The 26,059-nt window shown below is 55.4% G+C and carries 20 protein-coding genes; 15 read left to right on the top strand and 5 right to left on the bottom strand.

All coding sequences use genetic code 11. The features are described from left to right. Positions 1-6 precede the first annotated feature (6 nt). Entirely contained in the window at positions 7-2,169 is a 2,163-nt protein-coding gene (locus JW953_07555) for a LysM peptidoglycan-binding domain-containing protein (GenBank protein MBN1992547.1), read from the bottom strand. 298 nt (positions 2,170-2,467) lie between these two features. On the opposite strand from JW953_07555, the gene JW953_07550 reads away from it, so the two are divergent. From JW953_07550 to JW953_07540, 3 genes are read left to right on the top strand one after another with little or no spacing between them, the layout of a single operon-like run. Next, entirely contained in the window at positions 2,468-3,466 is a 999-nt protein-coding gene (locus tag JW953_07550; protein ID MBN1992546.1) for a hypothetical protein, read from the top strand. A gap of 16 nt (positions 3,467-3,482) precedes the next feature. Beyond that, a complete protein-coding gene (locus tag JW953_07545) occupies positions 3,483-5,105 on the top strand; it encodes an AAA family ATPase (protein ID MBN1992545.1) in 1,623 nt (540 codons plus the stop codon). Then, positions 5,099-5,737 carry a dTMP kinase gene (locus JW953_07540; protein MBN1992544.1) on the top strand — a complete coding sequence of 213 codons (639 nt, stop codon included), beginning with the start codon at positions 5,099-5,101 and terminating at the stop codon, positions 5,735-5,737. Before JW953_07545 ends, JW953_07540 begins: the two co-directional genes overlap by 7 nt. A gap of 47 nt (positions 5,738-5,784) precedes the next feature. Here JW953_07540 and JW953_07535 read toward each other — a convergent pair whose 3' ends face one another. Next, the gene (locus JW953_07535; protein ID MBN1992543.1) at positions 5,785-6,186 is read right to left on the bottom strand and encodes a zinc ribbon domain-containing protein; all 402 of its coding nucleotides are present in this window, start codon (positions 6,184-6,186) and stop codon (positions 5,785-5,787) included. 84 nt (positions 6,187-6,270) lie between these two features. On the opposite strand from JW953_07535, the gene JW953_07530 reads away from it, so the two are divergent. From JW953_07530 to JW953_07495, 8 genes are all read left to right on the top strand, one after another. Further along, positions 6,271-6,894 carry a guanylate kinase gene (locus tag JW953_07530; protein MBN1992542.1) on the top strand — a complete coding sequence of 208 codons (624 nt, stop codon included), beginning with the start codon at positions 6,271-6,273 and terminating at the stop codon, positions 6,892-6,894. Continuing rightward, the gene (locus JW953_07525; GenBank protein MBN1992541.1) at positions 6,891-7,670 is read left to right on the top strand and encodes a rhomboid family intramembrane serine protease; all 780 of its coding nucleotides are present in this window, start codon (positions 6,891-6,893) and stop codon (positions 7,668-7,670) included. Before JW953_07530 ends, JW953_07525 begins: the two co-directional genes overlap by 4 nt. Before the next feature lie 29 nt (positions 7,671-7,699). Then, positions 7,700-8,539 (top strand): AmmeMemoRadiSam system protein B, encoded by an 840-nt coding sequence (gene amrB / locus JW953_07520; protein MBN1992540.1) that lies wholly within the window; start codon positions 7,700-7,702, stop codon positions 8,537-8,539. Between the two features lie 2 nt (positions 8,540-8,541). Further along, entirely contained in the window at positions 8,542-11,661 is a 3,120-nt protein-coding gene (gene priA / locus JW953_07515) for a primosomal protein N' (GenBank protein ID MBN1992539.1), read from the top strand. Between the two features lie 23 nt (positions 11,662-11,684). Then, a complete protein-coding gene (locus tag JW953_07510; protein ID MBN1992538.1) occupies positions 11,685-12,998 on the top strand; it encodes a hypothetical protein in 1,314 nt (437 codons plus the stop codon). 336 nt (positions 12,999-13,334) lie between these two features. After that, complete coding sequence (locus JW953_07505; protein MBN1992537.1) at positions 13,335-16,877, top strand: SBBP repeat-containing protein; 3,543 nt, start codon at positions 13,335-13,337, stop codon at positions 16,875-16,877. A 38-nt stretch (positions 16,878-16,915) separates the two neighbouring features. Continuing rightward, positions 16,916-18,106: a hypothetical protein gene (locus JW953_07500; protein MBN1992536.1), complete on the top strand. Its 1,191-nt coding sequence runs from the start codon at positions 16,916-16,918 to the stop codon at positions 18,104-18,106. 177 nt (positions 18,107-18,283) lie between these two features. Continuing rightward, entirely contained in the window at positions 18,284-20,380 is a 2,097-nt protein-coding gene (locus JW953_07495) for a glycosyltransferase family 39 protein (GenBank protein MBN1992535.1), read from the top strand. Between the two features lie 11 nt (positions 20,381-20,391). Here JW953_07495 and JW953_07490 read toward each other — a convergent pair whose 3' ends face one another. From JW953_07490 to JW953_07480, 3 genes are all read right to left on the bottom strand, one after another. Further along, the gene (locus JW953_07490) at positions 20,392-22,182 is read right to left on the bottom strand and encodes a hypothetical protein (protein ID MBN1992534.1); all 1,791 of its coding nucleotides are present in this window, start codon (positions 22,180-22,182) and stop codon (positions 20,392-20,394) included. Next, positions 22,179-22,367 carry a hypothetical protein gene (locus JW953_07485; protein ID MBN1992533.1) on the bottom strand — a complete coding sequence of 63 codons (189 nt, stop codon included), beginning with the start codon at positions 22,365-22,367 and terminating at the stop codon, positions 22,179-22,181. Before JW953_07485 ends, JW953_07490 begins: the two co-directional genes overlap by 4 nt. Before the next feature lie 126 nt (positions 22,368-22,493). After that, on the bottom strand, positions 22,494-22,895 hold the full coding sequence (locus tag JW953_07480; GenBank protein MBN1992532.1) for a response regulator: 402 nt from the start codon (positions 22,893-22,895) through the stop codon (positions 22,494-22,496). Positions 22,896-23,276: 381 nt separating this feature from the next. On the opposite strand from JW953_07480, the gene rpsF reads away from it, so the two are divergent. The 4 genes from rpsF to JW953_07460 all read left to right on the top strand — a co-directional run bounded on the left by rpsF (position 23,277) and on the right by JW953_07460 (position 25,845). Further along, on the top strand, positions 23,277-23,564 hold the full coding sequence (gene rpsF / locus JW953_07475) for a 30S ribosomal protein S6 (protein ID MBN1992531.1): 288 nt from the start codon (positions 23,277-23,279) through the stop codon (positions 23,562-23,564). Between the two features lie 35 nt (positions 23,565-23,599). Then, positions 23,600-24,025: a single-stranded DNA-binding protein gene (locus JW953_07470; protein MBN1992530.1), complete on the top strand. Its 426-nt coding sequence runs from the start codon at positions 23,600-23,602 to the stop codon at positions 24,023-24,025. A 194-nt stretch (positions 24,026-24,219) separates the two neighbouring features. Beyond that, entirely contained in the window at positions 24,220-24,465 is a 246-nt protein-coding gene (locus JW953_07465; GenBank protein ID MBN1992529.1) for a 30S ribosomal protein S18, read from the top strand. Between the two features lie 882 nt (positions 24,466-25,347). Continuing rightward, on the top strand, positions 25,348-25,845 hold the full coding sequence (locus JW953_07460; GenBank protein ID MBN1992528.1) for a peptidyl-prolyl cis-trans isomerase: 498 nt from the start codon (positions 25,348-25,350) through the stop codon (positions 25,843-25,845). Positions 25,846-26,059 lie beyond the last annotated feature (214 nt).

Here is a 26,059-nt window from a genome sequence, read left to right as displayed (position 1 = left end):
TTTCCTTTATCCCCTCTCCGGCAGGCGCAATTCCATTCCCACCCGGATCAGGCCGGGATCGGAAATTTTGTCTTGATTGGCTTCAAAAATGAGCCGCCAGAGACGATAGTCGCCGTATATTTGCTGGGCAATTTTGCTCAGCGTATCGCCGGGTTGGACAACGTAGGTATCGCCTGTCCCATCGGGACCAGGGGTAGGCTCTTCGGGTTGGGCGGGGGGTTCCTCTTGGGGCGGGACAACGGCAGTGAGAAAGCGGCGGCCCTGTTGGGCCATTTCATTTAATTTTGTTTCCGTGGCCGCCGGGGTATCGGCCGCCACCCGCTCAACCAGCACTGCGCCCAAACCGCGAATGTTGTCCAGAACCTCATCCGAAATTTGTTCCGGCGAAGCGACCACCGTTACGTAAGGCCAGCGCCCGGCCACCTGGTCTGCCACAAAAGTAAAATCGGGGATAAAACGTTTCAAATACTTGAGGGCGGCATGTAAATAGTTCTCAAAATCACCAAAAAGCACCACGTGCTCACCCGGCTGGGGTTGTATCTCAACGGTATCGCCGGGTGGGGAATAAAGAGGCGTTTCGACGCCCATCACCACAGCATATTGAGCGCCGGGCTGGACGTCGAGCACCACGCTCTCCCCCGCGGCAAAGGTCTGTTGGCGCGTGCGATGCTGCTGGCTAAATACCCGGTATACTTCAGTTTCCCTGGCTCGATTCCAGCCGGGCGCTAAATCCCAGGGGGCAAGGGAGAGACGCCCGGCCTGCTGCGCGTCAATCAATAGTTGTTGATGGTCTATATTAATAAAACAGTGATCGGCGTTTTCCGCTTGCCAGCTAAGGTTATCATCCTGATAATTTTGGCCGCCAAGCGTGATGTGGGGCGGCAGGTCAAAACGATAAGCCAGACCGGTCTCCACTTCGCGGAGATGGATAAAGTCGCCTTCCTGGCCAACCGGGAGCCATTCCGCGCTAAAACGCTGCACCAGATTGCGGACAGGTTTGGCCTGGTCGCCAACGCTGAAAACGCCAAAGCTGGCTTCATAAGGATTGTCCGTGCTCGCTACGTCGTTGAGCATCCATTTGAAGCCCCCGGCAAATTCATTGGCTCGCAAAAAAGCCAGCGTGGCGGCTTCGTAAAGGGCGGTATACTCGGCCGGCACCGGACGGCTGCCGGAAGACGTGGTCCCACTTTGGTTGCTCCAGCCAAATTCGCCAAAAATGATAGGCTGGTGGGGAAAGGCTCGCCGCAGACCCTCTAAGTGAGCAATATTGGTATTGAAGCCGTGCATCGAGAGCGGGGTATAGTTATGGTAAGCCTGAAAATCGAGGAGCCGATTAGCCGGCAGCCCGGCAAAGTGGAGCCAATTCCAACCCACGGTCAACAACTGCCGGCAGCCCGTGGCCCGGATAGGCTCAAGGCGGGCCTGGAGCCATTTTTCCACGGTTCCATCCAGCACACTGATAAGCGGATACCAGGGCCTGGAATCATCTGAGAGCATAAAGTCTATCAGCGTACCTTGCCCCTGCTTCACAAAGGTGTTTACGGCAGCATCATATTCCAGGAAGATGCGCAGGGCGTTGATGTAATAGTAGGCGGTTTCTTCGTCCAGGTGGCCGGGGATGCGCCGCTGGCGCTGCAACTCAAGCGCTTCGGCGGGGCCAACTCGCTCGCCGTAGTGGTCAATCAATTGGCCGGTATGCACCGGTGGGCGATACGCCTCTGGATACACGGCAGCCACCAGGTTATAAAAGACCGGCTCATTTTCCAAGTCGTAAGCGCAAAGCGTAGGCACATCCCGGTAACGCGCGGCAATTTTGGCGTCCAATTGGCCCACTCGTTCCAGATTAAGGGCATGGGCGTCGTTGAGCGTGAGCAGCACCAATAAGTGATGGTCTTGGGCAATGGATAAGGTTTGGTCCAATTTGTCAAACTTATCCCGGCGAATCTCCTCCAAAAGGGCGGCGTGAGCAAAAAGGCGGACGGTATTAAAACCGCTCTGTTGAGCTTTACGAAAATCGCGGGCAATCAAAGTGGGGTCGTATAGTCCAGTTTCCCACATCTTCCAGGCGCGATCAAAATAGCCGGAATAATTAACGCCAATGGCAAAAAAAGGCCCGCCGTGCGGGTTGACCAGATAATGCTTATCTGCTGAAACAGTGACCAGGGCCATAACCTGCCTCCAAATACAGTTTGGCGACTCTCTCGCCTGACACTTTACGGAGAATATGGGAGTCTGTTACCAGTATACCAATAAACGGCTGATTTGGCGAACAATGTTAAGTAAAGTTAAGGTTGGGGCGGTCACACTGCAAATGAGCATTAAACTCTACTTGCCAACCCCTCTTATCCTGAGTACAATACCTTAATCAACTAAGGTTATCAAAAAAAGCGCCCTGCCCCCAAAGCAGTGGCCCTTAACCGGGTATTGAGCCTTGATAAGACCCTTTAATTTGCGCGACGCAAAACTTGTGACGCGCCTACAGCAGGTGGGGACGCCTTTAAACATTGAAGAGCAGTTGACTCACCCGCGTTCTTTGCTACGCTCGGTGCTGATTAATAGCCTCTTTTTTCCCCGCACAGGCCCTTCAACCTTCATTCTTGACCAACAAGATGAAAACGGCCGGCTGCTGGGATTGGCCCAAATACGCACGCGACCAGGCCGCCCTGACCGCGATGTAGTGTTTATGTCGCCCGCGCTTGAGACCGGCAACGGCAATCACGCCATCTGGCAACGGCTGCTTACCCACCTATGCGTACAAACGGCAGAACGCGGCTGCTTTCGGCTTTACGCCAGCCTACCCGTAGACAGCGAAGAGTTCCATCTGTTTAAAAATATTGGTTTCATCAAATATAGCCAGGAAGACATCTACCAATTTAACCCAACACCCCCCGGAACGGCCCTTGAAACAAACATAAGCTTGCGTCCGCAGCAGGCCAGCGATGGCTGGGGGCTGCAACAATTATATGCCACCGTAACACCCCGCCCGGTGCAAAATATTGAAGGATTGGGCCAGGGATTATGGGCCTTGCCCCAACAACGCTGGGGCGAACCGGGATGTCAAAACGGTTACGTGTGGGAAGAAAACGGCGAACTGCTGGGCGCTCTGCACCTGCGCACGGGCAAGCGGGGCTACTGGATGAGAACCTTGTTGCATCCAGAGGCCATAGACCAGGCTAAAGCCCTGGCCAAAGCAGCCTTGAACCTGACCGGCAACAAAAACCCTCATTTGCCTGTCTATTTTGCGGTCAGACAATATGAAATCGGCTGGCGCTCGGTGCTGACGGATTTGGGTTTTGTGCCGCTGACTACCCAAACGTTGGTAGTTAAACCAATGGTGGTGCGGGTTCGAGATAAATCACCGGCCTTAATCCCGGGCCTGGAAAGCTCATCGGAAAGCGCCGCCACACCGGCCATCTCTCACGCCGAAAGCATGGAGCCACGACCCGTACCGCAACATAGGCCCTAATTTGGAAACGCAACCAATGTCAAACCCAATTGAAATCAAAAACGAACCCCTGCACCAGGTAAAGATAACCGACGACCTGGATGCGCTCTTAGGGGTGCTGCCGCCTTACATCAGAGCAGTGCTGGATAAGGTTAATGAGGGGGAAAAACTCATCGAGATCATCATGGACCTGGGCCGGCAGCCCGAAGCCCGCTTTATTGACCGGGAAATGATCTTGAGCGAACAGGAGATCACCCAGGCCGACATTGACTATGTGATCCAGCGGATTGGCCAATTTATGGGCGACAATCGGGCCGGGATCGAACGGACCCTGCATCGCATTTCGGGTATCCGTAACCGGCAGGGGGAAATTGTTGGCTTGACTTGCCGGGTCGGCCGGGCGGTTTTTGGCACAGTTGACATTGTTCAGGATATTTTGGAATCGGGCAAGAGCCTGTTACTGCTTGGCCCGCCGGGGGTGGGCAAAACCACCCTGCTGCGTGAAGCAGCCCGCGTGCTGGCCGAAACAAAGCGGGTGATCATTGTAGACACCTCCAACGAAATCGCCGGCGATGGCGACATCCCCCATCCGGCCATTGGCCGCGCCCGGCGCATGCAAGTGGCCAAACCCAGCCTGCAACACGAGGTAATGATTGAGGCCGTGGAAAACCACATGCCGGAAGTGATCATTATTGACGAAATTGGCCGCGAACTGGAGGCCGAGGCCGCCCGCACCATTGCCGAACGCGGCGTACAGTTGGTGGGCACCGCGCACGGCATCACCCTGGAAAATCTGCTCATGAACCCCACTCTGGCCGACCTGGTGGGGGGCATTGACAGCGTTACCCTCTCAGACGAAGAAGCCCGGCGGCGTGGCACCCAAAAAACCGTTTTAGAACGCCGCGCGCCGCCTACGTTTGATGTGCTGGTGGAAATCCAGAACCGCTATACCTTTGCCGTCCATTATGATGTGGCCCGCGCCGTAGACACGCTGCTGCGTTTAAGGCCGCTCGTGCCCGAAATTCGGTATCGTGATGAGGGGGGGGAAATCCAAATAGAGACTCCGCCGTTGGAGCGCCCGGAAAAATCAACCGCTAAAACCGTTAGCGGTGATTATGGAGATTTTAGGGGGAGAAGAGCCGCCCAGGGCTTGCCTGAATTTGAAGATACCAAAACATTGCCGCCCCAAAAAATCTTTGCCTACGGCGTGGGGCAAAACCGGCTGCGACAGGCGGCCAGGTCGCTCCAACTGCCCGTTATTTTGGTAGACGACCTGAACCAGGCCGATGTTTTGATGACCCTCAAAAGTTACTATCGGAAACGGCCCCAACCTGTAGCCGAAGCGGAACGATTGGGCACGCCGGTTTACGTGCTTCGCTCTAACACGGTGGTGCAAATAGAGTCCTGCCTGGCCGACATTTTTGCCCTGAGCGCCGAGGAAATTGATCCTATGGCCATTGTGCGCCGGGAAACGCAAGATGCTATTCGCCGGGTTTTGTCGGGCGCTCGCAATATCGAGTTGTCGCCACAAAGCGCCTATATTCGCCGCGAACAACACCAGATGGCCCGCCAGGCCAACCTGGTTTCCCACAGTTTGGGCCGGGAGCCAAATCGGCGGGTACGCATTTACCGGGACGCGCCGGCCGGGGGTAAATCTTGAGTCTATTCATCACCTTTGAAGGCCCCGACGGTTCAGGCAAAAGCACCCAAATTGAGTTAGTGAGCGACCACTTGCAACAGCAAGGCTACCGGGTTTACCACACCCGCGAGCCAGGCGGCACGGCCATTGGCGATCAAATTAGAGAGATATTGCACAACATTGGCAACGCCGAAATGACCGCCAGGGCTGAAATCCTGCTTTATTCGGCCAGCCGCGCCCAATTGGTGGAGCAGATCATTTTACCCCACCTGGCCCAAGGGGAAATTGTTTTGTGCGACCGCTATGCCGATAGCACGTATGCTTACCAGGGTTATGGTCGCCAACTGGATTTTGACACGCTGCGGGTGATCACCAATTTTGCCACCCAAAGTTTAAAGCCAGATTTGACCATCTATCTTGACTTGGAGGTGGAGGAGGGACTAAAACGCAAAGCCTCGGCCAATACCGCCGGCCAGGGCGAGTGGAATCGGATGGACCGGCTGGAATTGGCCTTTCATCAACGAGTACGGCAGGGCTACCTGGAAATGGCCCGGGCCAAGCCGGAACGCTGGCTGGTGGTGGAGGCTACGGCCTCTATAAAAGAAATCAACCGGCTTATTTGCAGCCGGTTGGGAAAAATCATCAAACGTTAAACGGCTCAGTTTGGGGCCACACCGAGTTTGAGCATAAGACTAATTCCTTAACCAAACCAATCGTCATCTGCGCCGCCAGCGCCAGCGCCGCCCAAATCTGGCATTGATTTTTCAATCGAATCGGGGTCCTCGCCCGCCTCTAGCCGGTCAACAACCTCATTAAATTCATCGCCTAAATCTTCACCCATCTCGTTCCCCATCTTGCGCATCCAGCGAGCGAGTGATTTGGGATCATTTTCATCCAGGCCGGCCAAACTACCGGGGTTGGCCAGATTTTCCAACCGGCTTTCTTCGGACCGCACAAAGGCCACTTTGGAGACGAGGCGTTTTAGATTGCTGCCGCCGCAGCGGGGACAGATCGCCTCTTTGGTCTCAACATCGGCAAAACTGCGAAAAAAAACATTGACCCGTTTGCGGCAGTCGTAACAGCCATATTCATAAATGGGCATCATTCACCTCTCTGGCGCACAAAAGCTGATGGGTGTATTATACCATTAACAATTCACCATTTACAATTTTTTAGGGAGCGTCCTTTGAGCCATCGCATTGAACCGTACAATTATCAGCAAAACCCCCTCCTCATCGTCATCTCCGGGCCGTCGGGAGTGGGCAAAGATGTCACCATCAACTGCCTCAAAGCATCCGGCTCCCCCTTTCACTTTGTGGTCACTGCCACCACCCGCCCCCAACGCCCCGACGAAGTGGAGGGAGTTGATTACTTTTTTGTTTCAAAAGATGAATTTGCCGACATGATTGAAAACGACGAACTGCTGGAATATGCCCTGGTTTATGGCGATTACAAAGGCATTCCCAAACAACAGGTGCGCCAAGCCCTGGCTACGGGCCAAGACGTGATCATGCGCCTTGACGTGCAAGGCGCGGCCACCATCCGGCGGTTGGTGCCGGAGGCCGTGCTCATCTACCTCTCGGCCGAATCCGAAGAAGCCCTGATCCGGCGGCTTAAACAGCGCCAAACCGACCCCAACGACCAGCTCAAAATACGCATCGCCACGGCGCGGGAGGAATTAAAACGGCTTGATTTATTTGATTACCTGGTCATCAATGCGGAAGACAAATTGAACGAAACCTGTCGCACCATCGCCGCTATCATTACCGCCGAAAAGTGCCGGGTAAAACAAAGAGAGATTAACTTATGACCAGTCAGTCAGACATTAACCGAACTCCCCCGTCGTCAGCAGGAACTTCTTTGCCGCTGCCGCTGCATAAACCTTTTTTTACCTACATCTTGATCGGCCTCATCGTCGTGGTTTGGTTAGCCATGGGCCTGGCCGGGGGATCGCAGGATAGCGACGTGTTAGTTGCATTTGGGGCCAACGTTGGCGTGTTGATTTTGCAGGGCCAAACGTGGCGTTTATTTACCTCAATGTTCCTCCACATCGGTTTAATGCACCTGCTGTTCAACGCCTACGCCCTTTTCATTTTTGGGGTAGAGATGGAACGGCTTTACGGGCCAGATCGTTTCATTACCGTTTACATCCTGGCCGGACTGTTTGGCAGTTTGGCCAGTTTTGCCTGGCGCGGCCCATTGGTTTTCTCTGCCGGGGCTTCCGGGGCCATTTTTGGCGTGATTGGCATGAACCTGGCCTTCTTTTTGTTGCACCGGGAAACGTTTGGCCATTTTGGCCGCCAACGAATGATGAACACAATTTTGATCATTGTGATCAACGTGATATTTGGTTTTACGGCTCGCAACATTGACAACATGGCCCACCTGGGCGGTTTGCTGGCCGGTTTTGTTATGGGTTACGGTTTGGCTCCCCGCTATGACATCATTGACCGGTATACGCTTAACCCCCGCGTGGTAGACACCACCTCTTTACTCAAACGCTGGTGGATGCCGGCGCTGGCGATTGTCACGTTGTCCGGCGGGGTGTCGCTGGCGATGTCGTATTGGTCGGGCATTTTAGGCTAAAATATTCAACAATTTTTGGGAGGTGAAAAATGTCTGCACTGCGTATTCGGGAACCGCGCTTTGCCGATGGAATGTGGTACAGCGGCAATGCGCCCCAATTGGCCAACAGTATTCAAAGCTATCTGCACGGCGCTCCGGCTGAAGTTGACCCCGGCGAGATCGTGGGTCTGGTGGCTCCTCACGCGGGGCATCGTTTCAGCGGCCACGTGGCGGCAGCGGCTTTCGCCGGCCTGACCCCTGGCATTTTTGAAACCGTTATCCTGATCGGTCCCGATCACCGGGGCGCAGCCTGGGGGCAGATTGCCACCGTGGACGTTGACGCCTGGCGCACCCCCCTGGGCGACATTCCCGTAAACCGAGATTTTTTACAAACCCTGCAAAATGAAATCAAACTCAAATGGCTGCCCACCGACGCCGAACACTCCCTGGAAATTGAACTGCCTTTTTTGCAGATGACCCTGCAAGAGTTCACCCTTGTGCCCTTGATCATGGGCGATCCATCCCCGCCAACCTGCCGCCAATTGGCCGACGCTCTGGTCAAAGTAATTGATCCCAAACAATTCAACCCAACCCTGTTCGTCGCCAGTAGTGATTTGAGTCACTTTTTTGACGACGCCACCGCCCGCTGCCTGGATGAAACCACCCTCCAATTTATGCTCAATTTAGACGCCGACGGCCTGGCCCGGCACGCCCAAAATTGTCAACGTGGTGAAGGAGCCTGTGGGGCCGGTCCGGTGGCTACGGTTATTCACGCCGCCAAAGCCTTAGGCGCAACCCAGGGCCACTTGCTCAAATATGCCACCAGTGGGAATGTCCATCCAGATAAAAGCAGCGTGGTTGGTTATGCTGCCGTGGCCTTTAGCAAATAGTTATGTACGTTGAAGTTGTTGTAGACCGCCCCATTATCAAACGCGACCGGCGCAGTTTCATTGAGACGCCCCAAGACGCCGCCATGCCCTACCCCGAAACCGAAACTCTAGCGGAGCCGGATTTACCCATCCAACCCGACCCAAACCCCCTGGCCCTAACCTTCCACTATCACCTGCCCCCTCACCTGGAAAACCAAATACAAATTGGTCAGCTTGTGGCCGTGCCCTTCCGCACGCAACAATTGCCGGCCATTGTCGTGGGGTTGAGCGACAGCTCACCGGTAGCGGAAACCAAACCAATCGCCGCAATCCTTGATCCAGAGCCTGTACTCACCCCGGCCCAAATCAACCTGGCTTATTGGCTTTCACGGGAAACGCTGGCGCCCCTGGCCATTTGCCTGAAATACTTTTTGCCGCCCGGCTCCAGCCGCAAACCGGAATGGACGCTGAAACCCACGCCCGTTGCCGGCGCTCAAGCAGAACTCAACGCGCCGGAACAGATTTTGTTAACCTATCTCCGCCAGCACCACACCGCCCCCCTGGCCGAAGTTGACCAAACTGCGGCCGAAGCTTTAATCCAAAAGGGTTTGGCCCGCAAACAAGCCACCCTGGGCAAACCTCGCGTTGGCCCCAAACTGGAACGGATGGTGGAACTGCTCATTCCCCCCGACGAGGTTGAGGCCGTGCTGCCCACCCTCGGCCACGCCTCAAAACAAGCCGATCTCTTGCTTTACCTGGCCAACCTGGATGATCCCCTGCCTGCGCTGGCCGACGTGTTGGCTCAGACAGACTGTTCCTCCAAAGAGCAGGTCAAATTATTGACCGAACCAAGTTGGGTAGAAATTATCCCTGCTCAAACGCGGTTAGCCATTTCCCCTCATCAAAAAGACATTATCAAAGCCGCGCTTTTTTCTCAATATAAAAAAACTGGCACCAAAAATTTATCGGGGGGTGAGACCGAACCACCTAAACTCAATACTCTCATTAAATCTAAGACCGGACAACAGATCATACGTTATCTGAGTGTCCAAAAGCAACCGGCGTTGATTGATGAGGTTATAACTGCCACTAAAGCTAATCGAAATCATATCTACACCCTTTTGAAAAAAGGCTTGATCATTCGTTTTGACGAACCGGAACGCATTGCCCTGACCCTGCCCGTTGAGCAACTCACCGAGGCCATTGTCCAATTGCGCGGCGCGCAAAAACATGCCGCCGTGCTGCGCCTGCTGGCCGAAGAGGACGGCCCGGTCTGGATTGGCTGGGTCTATGCCCAAACCGATGCCACCTTGCCCACCCTGCGCGACCTGGCCAAAGCCGGCCTCATCAGTCTGGACGAAGCTCGCCGTTGGCGCGACCCCCTGGCCGGGCGCAGTTTCACCCTGGACGCCCCACCCAAACTGACCGCCGAACAGCAAACCGTGTGGCAGGAAATCACCCGCTGCTGGCAGCCGGATTTTACCGACCACCGCCCCGTTCTGCTGCACGGCGTGACCGGCTCCGGCAAAACCGAAATTTACCTGCAGGCCATGTCCGCCGCTCTAAAAGCTGGTCAAGGAATCATCATGCTGGTGCCGGAAATCACCCTGGCCACCCAAACAGTAGAACGGGTCTCGGCCCGCTTTCCGGGCAAAGTGGCCGTATGGCATTCCGCCCTATCGCCGGGGGAGCGATACGACACCTGGGAGCGCGTGAGGGCCGGCGAACTGCCGATTGTGGTCGGTCCGCGCTCGGCCCTGTTTGCGCCGGTTAAAAATTTGGGCGTGCTGGTAGTTGACGAGGAACACGAACCGGTCTACAAACAGCGCGATCGCCCGCCCATTTTCCACGCCCGCGAGGCCGCCCTTGAACTGGGCCGGTTGAGCCAGGCCCTGGTGATCATGGGCAGCGCCACCCCCGATATCGTTACGTATCGCCGGGCCGAACGCGGCGAGTACAAACTATTAACCCTGCCCACGCGCATCCTGGCCCACACCAAACACCTGGCCGTGCAGCAGGCGTTGATCAAACGCCGAAAGACGGCAGGCGGCAGAATGAAACCGATGGAACCGGCAACAGCCGATGGCCAGCCGGCGGATTTTGTGGCGCTGCCCCTCCCGGAGGTCCGGGTGGTTGATCTGCGCGACGAATTGAAAGCGGGCAATCGCACCATCTTCAGCCGGGCGCTGCAAGACGGCATCCGGGAAACGCTCGGCCGCGGCGAACAGATCATTCTGTTCTTGAACCGGCGCGGCGCAGCCAGTTTTGTCATCTGCCGCGATTGCGGTTACGTGATGGCCTGCCCCCACTGCGAAAACACCCTCACCTACCACACCAGCGGCGAATTGATGGTGTGCCATTACTGCGGCTATCGCGCCCGTCCCGCCCAGGTTTGCCCGGAATGTCAGAGTGAACGCATCCGTTACTTTGGCCTGGGCACGCAGCGCGTGGAAGAAACGGTCAAAAAGATGTTTCCCCAGGCCCAAACTATTCGCTGGGATTGGGACACCACCCGCCAAAAAGGCAGCCACGATGTTTTTTTGCGCCACTTTATGGCCGGGCAGGCCAACGTGATGGTGGGCACGCAAATGGTGGCTAAAGGGCTGGACCTGCCCCTGGTTACGCTGGTTGGCGTTATCTCCGCCGACACCGCCCTCTACCTGCCCGACTTCCGCGCCGCCGAGCGTAGCTTTCAATTATTAATGCAAGTGGCGGGCCGGGCCGGGCGCAGTCCCCTGGGCGGCCGGGTCATCGTCCAAACCTACAATCCCGACCAGGTGGCCATCGAAGCCGCGGCCAATCACGATTACGAAGGCTTCTACCACACCGAACTGGCCTTCCGGCGCGAGCAAACCTACCCGCCCTTCAAACGCCTGGCCCTGCTGCTCTACAGCGGCCCCGGCCCGGAACGCAGCGCCGCCGAGGCTCAAAAATTGGCCGACCGGCTACGGCTGTACATCGAACGGCAGGGGCTGCCCGCGGTTGAGATCATTGGCCCCACGCCCGCTTACGTGCGCCGGGTGCGCAATCAATACCGCTGGCACATTCTGCTCCGCGCCCAGGACCCGGCCGCAATTCTGCGCCCGCTGACGCCCCTGCCCCAGGGTTGGCGGGTTGATATTGACCCGGTAACGTTACTATAAATCTATCAAAAAAGGACAAATTCATGAACAAAACCCTCCTATTCATTAGCTTAATTTTACTGCTCACCATAACCGCTTGCGGCCAAACATCCACTCCCCCCCCACCCACCAACACGCCAATTCCTGTCGACACGCCAACCTTCACCACAGAACCGCCCTCGCCAACGCCCGAACCGCCCACCTCTACCCCGGAGCCGCCTACGTCTACTCCCACGCCGCCTCCCTCCATAGATGAGTTGGCCCAACAACTTATGGCCCAAATTTACCCGGATGGGCCGCTGGCACCTGACAGCTTTGGCATTGAGGGGGTCAAGGTTCTGCCCCTGACCGTGGGCGAGGGGCAACAACCGTTGTGGGCCGCCTTCAGTTACGGGTTGCGTAACTTTGAAAAAGAGCAAATGCAATTTGTGGCCATTTATGCTTATGACAACGGCCAGTGGCAAGAACTCAGCCAGGTGGAAATGGACGATGCCGACTACGTGGGTGAAGACACGGTGCAGCAGGTAAGATTAGAACCGGAGAACATCTGGCTGGAGTTACAGGCAGGGGTCGGGGCGCACAGCGGCACGTACCATTTATTCAAATTTGATAGCCAAGACCTGCAAATTGCCCTGAGCGGTTTTAGCTCCAGCCCCGGCGCGGGCCAAACCGCCGATGTAAACAACGATGGCACCCTGGAAGTGGTCCTTAATACCACCGACCCCTACGTTTTCTGTTACGCCTGCGGGGTGTGGCTGCCCGGTTTCCAGGTGTGGCAGTGGGATGGCGAGCAACTGGTTGAAGTCACTCTGACCCCGCTGCCCGACTCCGCTCCCGCCGACCTGCGCGAAGCCAACAACAGCGCCGTCACCCTGGCCGAAGCCGGGTTGTGGAAAGACGCCCAGGCCGCCATTGACCAGGCTGTAGCCATTGACGCCTCAAACAAAACCGTGGTCTGGAACAACATCCTCATCAGCATGCAAACCGAAGACCTAATTGAGCAAATTAACATCGGAGCCTATCCCCTTTTGAGCCACGTATTTTATGGCGATTACGCCGCCGCGCTTGACTTGATGCGGCCCTATCCGGTTGAAGAACTTTTTGGCCCAATGTCGCCGCTGGTGGTGGAAACCCCGGCCCAAGGCTGGGAAGACACTCTGCGCGACCGGATCGTTGGCCGGGCTACCGCCGCCCTGGAGGTTCAACCCGATTTGGCCGCCGCTTACTTTTTGCAAGCCTGGGCCAATTACCTGGTTGACCCGCATGACCCGCAGATTTTGGCCGACCTACAAAAAGCCGCCGTCCTTGATCCCTCTGAGCCACCTTTTGCCGACAGTCTGGCCTATTTGAGTCAATAACCGGAAATCCTAAAGGTTTTTGAAACCCTTAGAGTCTGTACGATTTTGGAGCTAGGCCCAAGGTATAATTGAAAATCTCTCGATTTTATGTTATGATAGATTAGGATGGGTTTATCTCTATTCAGCCCATTCTACCTGATAGCTCTTTAACAACTCATCCAAATAGGTGAAGCATTGTGACCCACCAATGTTCTTTTGGCGATGCCGTTCAATACGCGGGCAGCCCAAAAGGTGCTGCTTTGCCTGTTTGGGATTCAATTCAATATCAATAATGGAGCCGGCCCGTTACGGGTTTGGCTCTTTTTGTTTCCGGCCAAAAGAAAGGGGAAAGGAATTATGAACACGCAAAAAAATGTTTATTGGATCGTCGGCAAAATCATTATTTTGACTTGTCTGGTTTTGGTTTGGGCTACATCATCGGAATCATCCCCCCCCCTGGCCCTGGCGCAGCCGGCTGCGTCGGCCCTGTTCATTGAAAATGTGGGCCAGTTTTCCGGCGATGAGCAGTCTCGCTTTCAGGCCAGCATGGGGCAAATGAACCTCCGCCTCACGGATGACGCCCTGTGGCTGACCGTGCTGGAAGACCCCAATCCTATGGCCGAGATAGAGGCCATCACGGCCCAATCAACGGCCCAAAACGAACCGCGCCAGGGAGTCAATCTTAAGCTCACTTTTATGGAAGCCAATCCCCACCCCCGCCTGGAACCTTTCAACCGGCAAAATACGCGCGTTTCCTATTTCCTGGGCAATAACCCGGCCCAGTGGCAGGCCGACGTGCCGGTGTGGGGCGGCGTGCGCTACATAGACCTTTACCCCGGCCTTGATTGGGAAGTGACCGGCGAAAACGGCCGGTTGGTGCAGCGCCTTATTGTGCGTCAGGACGATCTGGATAATCCTGAAAATCTTGACGCGCTGCTCCAACAGATCCGTTTAGAAGTTGCCGGGGCCAACCACATCGCCGTGGACAACCAGGGCCTGCTGCACCTGGACACTGCCGTGGGAGAAGTCGCGCTGCCTCTCTTAGAAGTTGTCACCGCCGACGAGCAGGCCGTGGACACCTCAACTATCAAACCCATAGTAGAAGACAACAAAATTGTGGCCCCTTACCTGACCACCGTAAAAATCATCATTAGCGGCCAGCCAGCCTTGAGCATTGCCGGGGCCACCGACCTGCAATACAGCACCTTTTTGGGCGGAGAGGGGCTGCTAGAATCGGGGCTGGGGCTGGCCGTTGACGCCGATGGTTACGCCTATATCACCGGCCAGGCCTACCCCGGTTTTCCCTTCACCCCCGGCGCGTTTGACGCCACCGTTGAGGGCGACGAAACCGACGGTTACGTGGTCAAACTGACACCCGACGGCACTGGCCTGGTTTACGCCACTTTCATCGGCGGCAACAACTTTGAATACAGCCGGGGCCTTGAGGTGGACGCAGCCGGCTATGTGTACCTTACCGGAAACACGGCTTCAACCGACTTCCCTACCACCCCCGGCGTTGTTGACAATATGATGGAAGGCAGCGCCGAAGCTTTTATTGCCAAACTCAACCCCACCGGCACGGCCCTGGTCTACTCTACCCTGCTCGGCGGCAGCGACGGCGATTTTGGCTGGGATTTGGATGTTGACGAAGCCGGATACGTTTACGCCTCCGGCTCCACTTTTTCTGATGACTTTCCGGTAACGCCAGGCGTTTTGGACCGGGTCAATGAACTGAATGAAGCCTACGCGGTTAAGTTGAATCCCGACGCCACCGAATTAATTTACGCCACCTTTTTGGGCGGCGCCAACGGCGACTACGGCTACGATATTGCTGTAGACGAACAAGGATACGCCTATGTGACCGGCTGGACCGTTTCACCCGACTTTCCTGTAACCGAGGGCGCGTTTGACACCACCTACGAAGGGAGCGATGGTTACGTGGCCAAACTAAACCTTGATGCCTCAGACCTGGTATACGCCACCTTTATCGGCGGCAGCATGTCAGACTACGTGTACGCCCTTGACCTGGATAGCTTGGGTAATGCCTACCTCTCCGGCCATACGGCCTCGCCCGACTTTCCCGTAACCGAGGGCGTGTTTGACGATGCTTGCACCGAATGTGGCCCCAGCCCCACCTACTCCGACGCTTTTGTGGCCAAACTCAACCCCGCCGGCAATGCCCTGATTTACGCCAGTTACCTGGGCGGCAGCAGCTACGATTACGGCTTTCACCTGGCCGTCAGCCGGGCCGGCAGCGTTTATGTGACCGGCTACACCTACTCTACGGATTTTCCCACCACGCCCAACGCTTTTGATACCGTGTGCGAAAGTTGCGACGAGTCGCCCGCCCGCTCTGATGCTTTTGTGAGCCGCATCAACTCCAACGGCTCGACCCTGACCTACAGCACCTTTTTGGGCGGCAGCGATGGCGGCGACCGGGCCGAAGGATTGGCCATAGACCAGGCCGGCCATGTGTACGTGGCCGGAACAGCCGGTTCGCCCCAGTTCCCCATCACCGAAGGGGCGTTTGATTCGGTGCTGGAAGGCATGGACGCGTTTGTGGCCAAACTGGCTACCGGCAGCGACGAACCGGAACCCGAACCCACCCCCACGCCCACGCCAGAACCCTCGCCCGTGCCGGCCCACGATTGCGGTCCCGCTCATCTGGGCGACATCACCGTGGGCGACACCCCGCGCGGCGTGGCCGTGGACCCCAGCCGCAACCGGGTTTACGTGGCTAACTTTGGCGGCAACAGCGTTTCGGTGATAAACAGCAACACCAACACGGTGCTGCAAACCATCACCGGCATCACCTCGGCCAACGGCCTGGCCTACGATGCCACCAACAACATCATCTGGGTCAGTAATTACGAACTTGATCTGTTGACCCCCATCCAGGCCAACCAGGAGGCCACCGGTTTTAACGTGCTATCTTCTATTCAGGTTGGCCAGGGGCCGTGGGGCGTGGCTTACAATTCCACCAATAACCGGGTATACGTGGCCAACAGCCAGGACAACTCGGTGACGGTGGTAGATGCCGCAACGCTATCGGTGACCGCTACCCTCACCGATACGCTGCTTCAACCGCGCCATTTGGCCGTAAATCCCAACACCGGAAAAGTTTACGTGGCCAACTTTGGCGACAATTGGGTGACCGTTATTGAGGGCGACACGGTGAGCAAAAAAGTGTCTCTGTGGGACAGCGGCCGGCCCTACGGCATTGCCATTGACGAAACCCGAGACATAGTTTACGTGGCTACGGTGCACACCAACCGGATTGTGCCCATCAGTTGGCTGCACGGACAGCCCGACCAATTTCTGGGATGGGCTTCTTTCCAACGCGGCTTCAATCGCTACCGCCCTCTCCCCCTTCGGGCGATTGCGGTTAACCCCAACCTCGGCTCCTGGTTTGACGGCGGGCACGTGTGGGCTACCACCACCACCGGCGACGGTAGCGAGGCCAACCAGGCTTTACTGATTCCTAAAGGTTGGGCCGGGTACTTCCACGTTCCCTACCCCTCCAATGTTGGAGCCGGGCCAACCGAAGGCATTGCCGTGGACCGGACCACCAACCGTGTTTACGTTTCCAGCGGCACAACGCCGGGAATTATCACCATCATCGGCGATCATACCAACCCTTGCTGGGGCGTTCAACCGGCGGCTCAACCAGACCACAGCGACCAAATCAATATTGATATTTTCTCAATGGAGGATTTAGCCCGGAGTGATGTAACCGACGACCGCCAGGTTGACATCTTTGACCTGACCTTCATCGCCTCCCGGTATAACGGCGATGACGCCACTGCCGACCTCAATGAGGACAACGTGGTAGACATCTTTGACCTGACCTTTGTCGCCAGCCATTACGGCCAACGTCATCCTGAGCTTGAGCAGGAATGAGAATAAAAAGCGGATTAACCCAAGAGGAGGTTAAACAAATGAATAGACGTAGTTTTTATTGGCAGTTTAGTAAACTGGTAATTGTGGCCACGTTAGTGATCCTCGTGATCGGTTGGAGCCAGGCCGGCCGGTTGGCCTGGGCGCAGGAACCTGACTCGGCGCACGAAGAAATTGCCACTCCGGTAGCGCCGGTCTCGCCGCTGGCCACGCCGGAGCCAACCACCAAAACGGGTGACCAGGCAATTGACCAACACCCCACCGCCGCGCCGGTGGATGTCGGCCTGATCCTGGAGCCGGAGGTGACGCCGGAACCAACTACTGAAACCGAACCCACCACCGCACCGCCGGACACAGACATCATCATTGATCCGCCCAGCGCAGCGGAGTTAGGCGAGCCGGTCAAGGATGAGCATGCGGTAGCCCGGGACGATATAACCGATGAGGAAAATCAACCCATTGATATTTTTGATCTTGCCTTTGTCGCCGCCCGCTACGGCACAGACGACCCAACTGCCGACATCAACTTTGACGGCGCCGTAGACATTTTTGATTTGGCCATCCTGGCCAGCAACTACGGCCAGCTTGAACCGGCGGCAGGCGCAATCGTAGTCACCCCCACCCCGCTGCCCGAAGTTGAAGTTAGCGGCGTGGAGTTTGGAGCTTTTGACCTGCCCGTTGAAGCGAACGAGTTTGAGGCCGAGGCACAGTATTACCAATACCGACCGCTCCGGGTGGGGGTCAGCCTTAATTACCTAAAAATATATGACGCGACAGATTCAACCTCCGCCCCCGACCCTTATGCGATGGTGTCGGTAAGCCAGGTTCCAGTTCGTACGTCTACGGCCTATGATAGCTACGAAATCTGGCCCTACTGGCGGTTGGGGTGGTGGCGATACGCCTATTTTCCCTGGGCGTCACGGTACTCTTCCGCTGCCAATTCCTATTACTTGCCCATCAACATCGAAATCCGGGACGACGACGGGTACGTTTGTTATGGCTACTATGGCTGCCGTTACCAATACCAATCTATTGATGTGAGTCCGCCCCGTTACAGTTACAGCAAAAGATTAACCCTTTATCCGGCAAGTTGTATGCTGACGGATGAAGCCGGAACCCGCACTTACGGCACATGGTTCAACAGCAACCACTGCCGGGTGTACCTGCAATCTTGGGGCAGCGAGTGGCCCAGGGGTTACATGAGTTATTATGTTGATGCTGTGTGGGAGTAACCAGCCAACAGTTTATTGCCAACCAATGAAAAACTCAGCAAAAGGCCGGTCTGGTAAACCGGCCTTTTTGTGACTCGCCGGGCCGTAAACGCCCGCACACCACCCGGCCCATATTGGAGCGATTGCCGACAACGTGCTACAATAGGCCCCATCATCAATATTGCCTTAAGGTCAAATATGCGCTCATCCAAATTTTGGTACACCTTGCTCATTTTTCTGCTGGCGCTTATCGTGGCCCGTTTTGCTGTGGTTGGTTTGCCCAAAATACTGTTCAATCATCTCTCCAGCGACGGCGATGAAAGCGCCTACCTGGCCCTGGGCCTGGCTTTGCGCGAGTCTGGTGTTCTCAGCGACGGCACTCGCCCCCCGCTGTACGCCCTCCAACTCGCCCCTTTTGCCAAGCGGGAGTGGAGTTATTTTACCACGGCTAAACTGGTCACCCTGGGCACCGGCGCGCTGGCGGTGCTGGCGGTTTTTGCCGCCGGAGCAAGCCTTTTTGGCTGGCGGGCAGGGCTGCTGGCCGCTTTTCTGCTGGCCGCCAATAAAGAGTTTCATATCCGCGCCGCCACCGTTTATGCCGACACCCTGTTAGCCTTGATCATGGTAGGGGCCTGGTATTTTTTGATCAAAAGCCTGGCCAGGTGGAAATATTGTTTACTGGCCGGCCTCTTTGTTGGCCTGGCTTTTCTCACCAAGGGTTCGGCCCCGGTTCTCTTGGCGGCCTGGGGCTTGACCGCGCTCCTATATTACCGGCTCAAGGTCATCCGCCATTTTGAACTGCTGCTGGTGCCGTTGGTCTTTATCATTGTCTCCCTGCCGCTGTTGATTTATAATGCCAACGAGTTTGGCAGCCCCACCTACAATTTTGCCACCCAACACATTATGTGGATGGACCAACTGGAACAGATCAACACCGAAGACCCGGCGGATTTACCCACTTTTTCCACCTACATGGACACGCACACCCCTGCCGACATACTGGCGCGTATCCAAAAAGGATTAAGGCGACTCAACCCGGTTGTGGCCCACAGCCTCATTCCAGGCCGAACTTTTAAGCCGCCCTGGCTGGGGCCGGTTTTAGGGGCCTTGGTTATCGGCCTCTTTATTTTCCTCATTGTTTTTCAGCGCCGGGGCCTGCGGGCGTACCTGGCCCGGCGCAAAAACATTCTCTGGTTCACCTTTTTCCTCTGCGCCCTTTTTTATCTCTTTTTCACCTGGTACGTGGCCGGCTCTTCAGCCGAGACCCGTTTTATTGTGCCCTTGTTAGGGCCAATTTACCTGGTTCTGGCCGATGCGGTGGTCAACTTGATGGGGGGAGTAGAACGCCACTTAACCTCATCAAAAATCACGGCCAACCGGCGATCTTTGAGTAAAACCAGACTCTACCGGCTGGTCCTGGCCCTGATCATCGGAGGAGGGACGTGGTGGCTGATTGACACGTTCCGGGTTGAGGCCTGGGCCTTGACCGTTAATCCCTACGAATCCGACCGCAGCCACAACGCCGAGGAGGAAGAAATTGTGCAGTGGCTCTCGACGGATCGGCCTGCCGGTAAGACCCTGGTGACATTTGGGCCGAGTAAGTCGTTGCCTTTGTGGAAATTCCCGGCCCATTTTACCTTTGAACGGCTGCCGGTTGAGGTGGATAGCTGGCCCGCTATGGAAGGTTACGTGCAGGCCCGCCGGCCGGATTACCTTATTGTTGACGACGATACGGCTCGTCGCCGCCGCCAGGCCCTGGCCGGTTATTTTCAACGCGATAATGAATTGATCGTGTTTGAACAGCTTCCCCCCAATTGGGCGTTGGATTTGGCGTACCCCGGCTTGCCCTGCAAATGGTGCATTTTTTCGCCGGTGAGGGAAGTGGAGCCGTTGGCCGCGCTGGAGGGGGGTCTTGAACTGGTGGGCTACGAAGTTATAAGTCCCCCAAACAACCCAGCTTCCCGGCGGGTCATCCTCGCCTGGCGCGCCCAGAAAACCCCGGCCGTAGATTACACTGTTTTTGTGCACCTAACCGCGCCGGATGGTTTTGTCAAGGCCCAGCAGGATCAGCAGCCTTTTGGCGGGACGCTGCCCACCTCGCGCTGGCGTCCCAACGAGGTGCTGGCGGACCGCTATGACCTTACGCTGGAAGCCGGCGTTACCCCCGGCCAGTATTTGCTATTGACCGGTATGTACAACCCGGCCACCAGCGAGCGGCTGAAAGTAATTGACGGGCCATCTGGGCCGGTTCCTGATAGTGTGTTGCTGGGCACCTTAGAAATTGCGGGTGATTGACAGCCATCCTCTCATCGCCGGACCCGGTACCAAATCACCACCTGGATACCGTAAGTCACCGTAAAAATAATCAGGCCAATAATCAGCAACCATAATATCCGACGGGGGGTCATAACGGTGCTGAAGGTGACGGGGGGCACCGGAGTCAATTCGGGTACAGCGGCTTCTCCTTCGTCCGGCGCTGAGACCCCAACGTCTGGGTCTGGCAGCACAGCAACTGCGGCTGGCGCCTCGGTCGTTGCTGCCGGAGAAACTTCCTCACTCGTGGCCTCGCCAATTACAGGCGTGGAGGTTGCGACTGGCGATTCTCCGGCTGCGCTTTGTTCAAGAACGGCAGTGGAAGTCAAGGTGGGGGGCGGCAAAGGGGTAGGGGTGGGAACGGGCGTATCTGTTGGGGCCGGTGGGGTAGGCGTTGGCGTGGAGGTCAATACCGGCAGCAGCGGGGCGCGCTGGTCCGGCGAACCGGTTTCCACAAGCAAACGGGGCGCGCCGCCGATAAAACAGTCGGGTTTGTTGCTGCATAACGCGCCGGGTAAAGGGATGGTATAGGCATTGCCATTGGCTGCCAGGGGCTGTTGGTTGCCGCGCTCGTCAACCAGCAAGGCTTGAGGGGCAATGGCGTTGAGGGTGAAAATGGTGGGGGCGGTGGCCATGTTCCACAGCACCGTAGTGGTTTGACCGCCGCGATCTAGCGTGACAATGTAAACGCTGCCTTCTTGCAACCAGCTTGTATTTTGCACTCCGGCAAAATAGGTAGTGACCACCTGGAAGGCCTGAAAAGCCGGGCGGCGAGAGTTATCGCTACGCAACAGGCCATAAGGCGTTTCGTCGCGCTCGTTGCACATTTTAAAAAAAGCGGTTCGCTCCGCGCCGCCGGCTAGGGCCAGGGCAAAAGCCTGAATCACAAATGCGCTTTGTTCCTCTAGTGTCACCTTAAAAGGTCCCGGTATGGCCACCGGCTCAATGTAATCTTCAGAGGGAGGCGCGTTGGTTTCGGTGATCCAGATGGGCTTTTGCCCCAGGCCGTAGGAGTCAAGAATACTGCGCACATCGGTGATGACATCCAGGATTTGGCGCGGCGAGTAGTAAACGTGATAGCCGACGGCATCAAAATAGTAATTTTCGTTGGCCGCCTGCGGGTCGGTGATAATCACGTCTAACAGGCGGGCCAGGTATTGTTTTTGGCCCCGGTTGAAATCCCAGGTGTAGGTCAACCCGGCCAGGTGGACTTGCATTTGTGGATCAACGGCCTTGATTTTGAGATAAGCTTCTTTGAGCAGGCGATAATACTCTTCTTCGCTCCCGTCCCAGGTATGGCCGGCAGAAGCGGGATCGGTAATATCAGGCTGGTGCCACACCACCCAATGCCGGATCCGCCCCTGGTACTGGGTGGCAATTTTAAACACAAAATCGCCCCACGCTTCAAGCGGTGGCACAGCGGTTGACACGGCCCGGTCGGTGGCCCAAGTGGGCGTGCCAATCAATACGGCCACCACTTCCCGGCCGGCGGCAATTTCGGCGTCCAGGAAAGTGTCGGGCACGTTGCTTGGTTTCCAGTCAAAGGAGCCGGCGGGTTGAACCACATCCCAGCGGAAGAAAACGCGCGTCCAGCCCGCGCCGGCGGCGTTGGCCTCCTGAGTATTGACAAAACTGTCAACCACACCAAAACGAGGGTCAAAGGGGGTAGGCGCAGCAGGGGAAGACGGTTCTTGGGCCACGGCAGCAGGCGCAAACAGGGTCAAGGTTATTAGCCAGAGCAGGCCAATCAGTTTTGCGGAACGGTCGAGGTTTCCTGTCGTCATACCAGAAAGTTTACATAAAAAATGGAGTTTTGTAAAGTCAGGCCAGGTTGACCCGCTTGAACAGCCACAACGCGCCGCCACTCACCCAAAAAAATGACGGCATTAAAAAAGCCGTCCAGGACAGGATTGTGGACGGCTTGAATAGAAATAATGAGCTGGTTGCCCCACTCCCAGATTGGCGCCATAGGCGTAAACGATTCTCCTGTTCAAGTCTGCCTGGAGCACAAGCTGCCGCCTACTTTAGCCCGACAACAGGATAAATTGCCGGAAGTAGCCAAAGTAAACTGATACCGGGCAAACGCTGGCTATGTTTACCCCTGAGAAAGCGCCTGCTGGGGCGAGCCGATGCGACCGGCCAGATAATCTCTAACCACGCTCACCAATTCAACCGGATCATAAGGTTTGGCAATAAATTCCAGCGCCCCAGCACTTCTGGCCCGCTTCCGGTTGTCGCCGGTAGACCAGGCCGAAAGAACAATAATGGGAATATGGCTGGTTTCGGGGTCGGATTTTAATGCCTCCATCACGCCATGGCCATCCAGTTTGGGCATAAACAGGTCCAGCAAAACCAGATCGGGGTGTTGATGCTGGATCTTCTGCAAAGCTTCCTGGCCGTTGGTGGCTTCAACAAGGGTGATGTCGGTGTCTTTTAGGATGACGCGCATCATTTCTCGGTGTTCAACGTCATCTTCGGCGTAGAGAATGGTGGGCATTGATCCTGGCTCCTGTGAAAAATATTTTAAAAGTTCAGGTGAATGAGAAGTTTTCCCCGGAATATTGCAAAGATTATCCAGCTAAACTTCTTATCGTTAGCTTACCACAAATTTTTTAATATAAGCATTACAATCCGGTTACAATTTGTCATTCTGACCAACGACCAATGGCCAGGTTTCGTCGTCCGTCGTTCGTCGTTGGTCCTTCGTCCTTCGTCGTTTTTCCTTAGGGATTGCCGGTCCGCCAAACATAGCGCATTTTGCGTTCAATAGAATTTGTGATATAGTATTGTTTTGCCAAATGGAGCCACTGACCGGCTCCATTCTTTCTGCTCCTGGCAAAGACTAGGGGCTAAATCCGTAGAAAGGAGGTAAACTGGCATGCGAGACTATGAGCTTGCGTTCATCATCAAGCCCACGATCGAGGGTGAAGACGTCACGGGTGTCGTTGATCAGGTCACCAAGTTTGTCGGCACGGTCAACGGAGAAGTGACGTCTGTTGATGTATGGGGCCGAAGAAATTTGGCCTATGCCATCAACAATTATCGGGAAGGCACTTACGTGTTGTTCCAGGCCAAAATTCCCCCAGCCTCAATCATAGAATTAGAGCGCGAACTAAAATTGTCAGAGGACATTATCCGGTATCTGCTGGTTAAAGTTGAAAGTTAATTTCTGATTTGGTCTTAGATAGAGAGGCTAATAAAATGTCAAGAGGATTGAACAAAGTAATGGTTATCGGTAATATCGGGCGAGACCCCGAAATGCGGTACACGCCCTCTGGCAAGCCGGTTACATCATTTAGCCTGGCCTCCAGCCGCACCTGGACGGCCCCCGATGGAGAACGGCGGGAGGAAACGGAGTGGTTTAATGTTGTAGCCTGGGGAAATCTGGCTGAAATTTGCAATCAAATTCTGTCTAAAAGCCAACAGGTTTACGTGGAAGGGAGATTGCAAACGCGCAGTTGGGAAGATGAAAACGGTCAACGGCACTTTCGTACGGAAGTTGTGGCCAATGAAATGATTATCCTGGGGCCCAGAAATAAAGACCAGCAGGATAAAGCTGAGAATGATGGTTATGGCGACAAAGACCTGGCCTTTGATTTTGTTGACCATTTAGATTTTGAAAAATAGATAGGAAAACAGCTATGGCTGAAGAACTTGAAACCAACAATGAAATTGAAGAAATTGAAGACGACATTGACGAGGGCGACGAGAAGGACGAACCGGCGCGCCGTAAGCCCCCACAGAGGCAGCAACAACAACGACGATCCCGGTATAACCGGCAACAACGGGATCGGGACACCTCCGACGATTACAAACGACCGATGGGCCGTTTTCAGCCGCGCCGTAAAGTCTGCACTTTTTGCGTAGACAAGGTGAAAGTGATTGATTGGAAAAACATTGACACCTTACGCCGCTTTATGAACAGCAATGGCAGTATTCGCGCTCGTCGCAAAACCGGCACGTGCGCCAAACATCAACGCCAGTTGGCCACGGCCATCAAACGGGCGCGGCACCTGGCCCTGGCCCCGTTCACCGACGAACACCATCGCCTGTACGGCAAAAATTAGAAACAACTTTACTGACGCTTTTTTGCTGCGGGCGACCCAGCTGGGTCGCTCGCCTCATTCTTTCTCAAACAATTATCGAGGAGATTTATGACCAAACGCGAAGTTCAGCCCGGTAGAGCGCCCACCCGTAAACAATTAGCCCTTTCCCGTAAAGAACAAAAACAACTGCGCCTTATTTATACTGGTTTGGGCATAGTAGCGGTCCTGGTGGCCATTGTTTTGGGCTTTGGCCTTTTGCAAACATTTGTCCTTGAGCCTAATTCGCCGGTGGCTACGGTAAACGGCGTAGAAATTTCTACGCGTAATTACCAAACCAGGGTAAAGTATGAGCGCTTTATGCTCGATCAGCAGCTCCAACAGCTTTTGACCCAACGGCAAGAATTAATCCAGTCCGGCGACACCCAATTGGCCGAATTGTTGATGGGTCAAATTGAGCAACGAGCCAGCCAGCTTCAACAGCAACGTTTCCTTGTTGACCGCGATACGCTTGAGGTGATGATAGAGGACGAATTGATAGAAACCGAAGCCGCCCAACGAGGGATCACCGCTTCTGAAGCAGAAGTCACCGAAGCCATCAATCGTTTCCTGGCCAGACAATCAGGCGGACTGACAACCGCGGCGGCCTCGGAAACCAGAACGGCCCGGGTGGAGGCCTCGGCCACAGCCGCCCTGTGGACGCCCACACCCACTTTTACCCCTTCGCCCACCCTCACCGTCACCGAGGAAATCACACCGACGGCCACCCCCGTGGATACACCCACCTCGGCTCCCACCCCCACCCTGAACGTGATTGATGAAAACAGCCTGAGCACGCAGTACACAAACTGGCTGAATATATTGGCCGAAAACGCCGGGGTTGATGAAGCTACCTATCGGCACATTATGGAGATGATGATATTCCGAGAAAAGCTGCAAGAAGCCATAGGCAGCGAAGTTCCCAAATTGGCCGAGCAAGCCCATGCCCGCCACATCTTGGTTGAAACCGAAGAAGAAGCCCAGGCAGTGATCAACCGCCTCCAGGCCGGCGAAGATTTTGCCGACCTGGCCGGCGAATTATCTCAAGACCCAGGCAGCGCCATGTCCGGAGGCGATTTAGGCTTTGTGCCGCGCGGACGGTTTGTATCTCCAATTGATGAAGCTATTTTCACCCTGCCCATTGGTGAAATTAGCGAGCCAATTGAAACCCAATTTGGCTGGCACGTGCTGGAAGTATTGGCCCGCGAAACCCGCGAATTATCTCCGGCTGATTATCGTTTGAGCCAGCAACTGGCCTACAGCGAGTGGTTAAGCGAATTACGCGCAAACGCAACCATTGAGGATTTCTGGACAACGGACAAAGCGCCTGCTGACCCTGTGCTTGAGCAGCAACGGTCTCAATAATTTTCGCAAGCCCTCAGGCCTTAACCTCTTAAAAATAAAAGACTTGCCCAAGGAGCAAAAAGTTTAACGATTTGGGAAATTAGAAATTGCCAACTCATCAATCCTCACGCCAAATTCCTCATATTTTATTTCTCATTTCTCACTCGACTTTTGCAGGAGAATAGGAAAGGGAAAAAAGGGATAAAAAAGGGGCAAAATAGTTGGGATTGAAGGG

Source organism: Anaerolineae bacterium (genome assembly GCA_016931895.1).
GTDB lineage: Bacteria > Chloroflexota > Anaerolineae > 4572-78 > J111 > JAFGNV01.
Note: the sequence above shows the minus strand (reverse complement) of the source record. Positions and strands in the feature narration are given on the sequence as shown.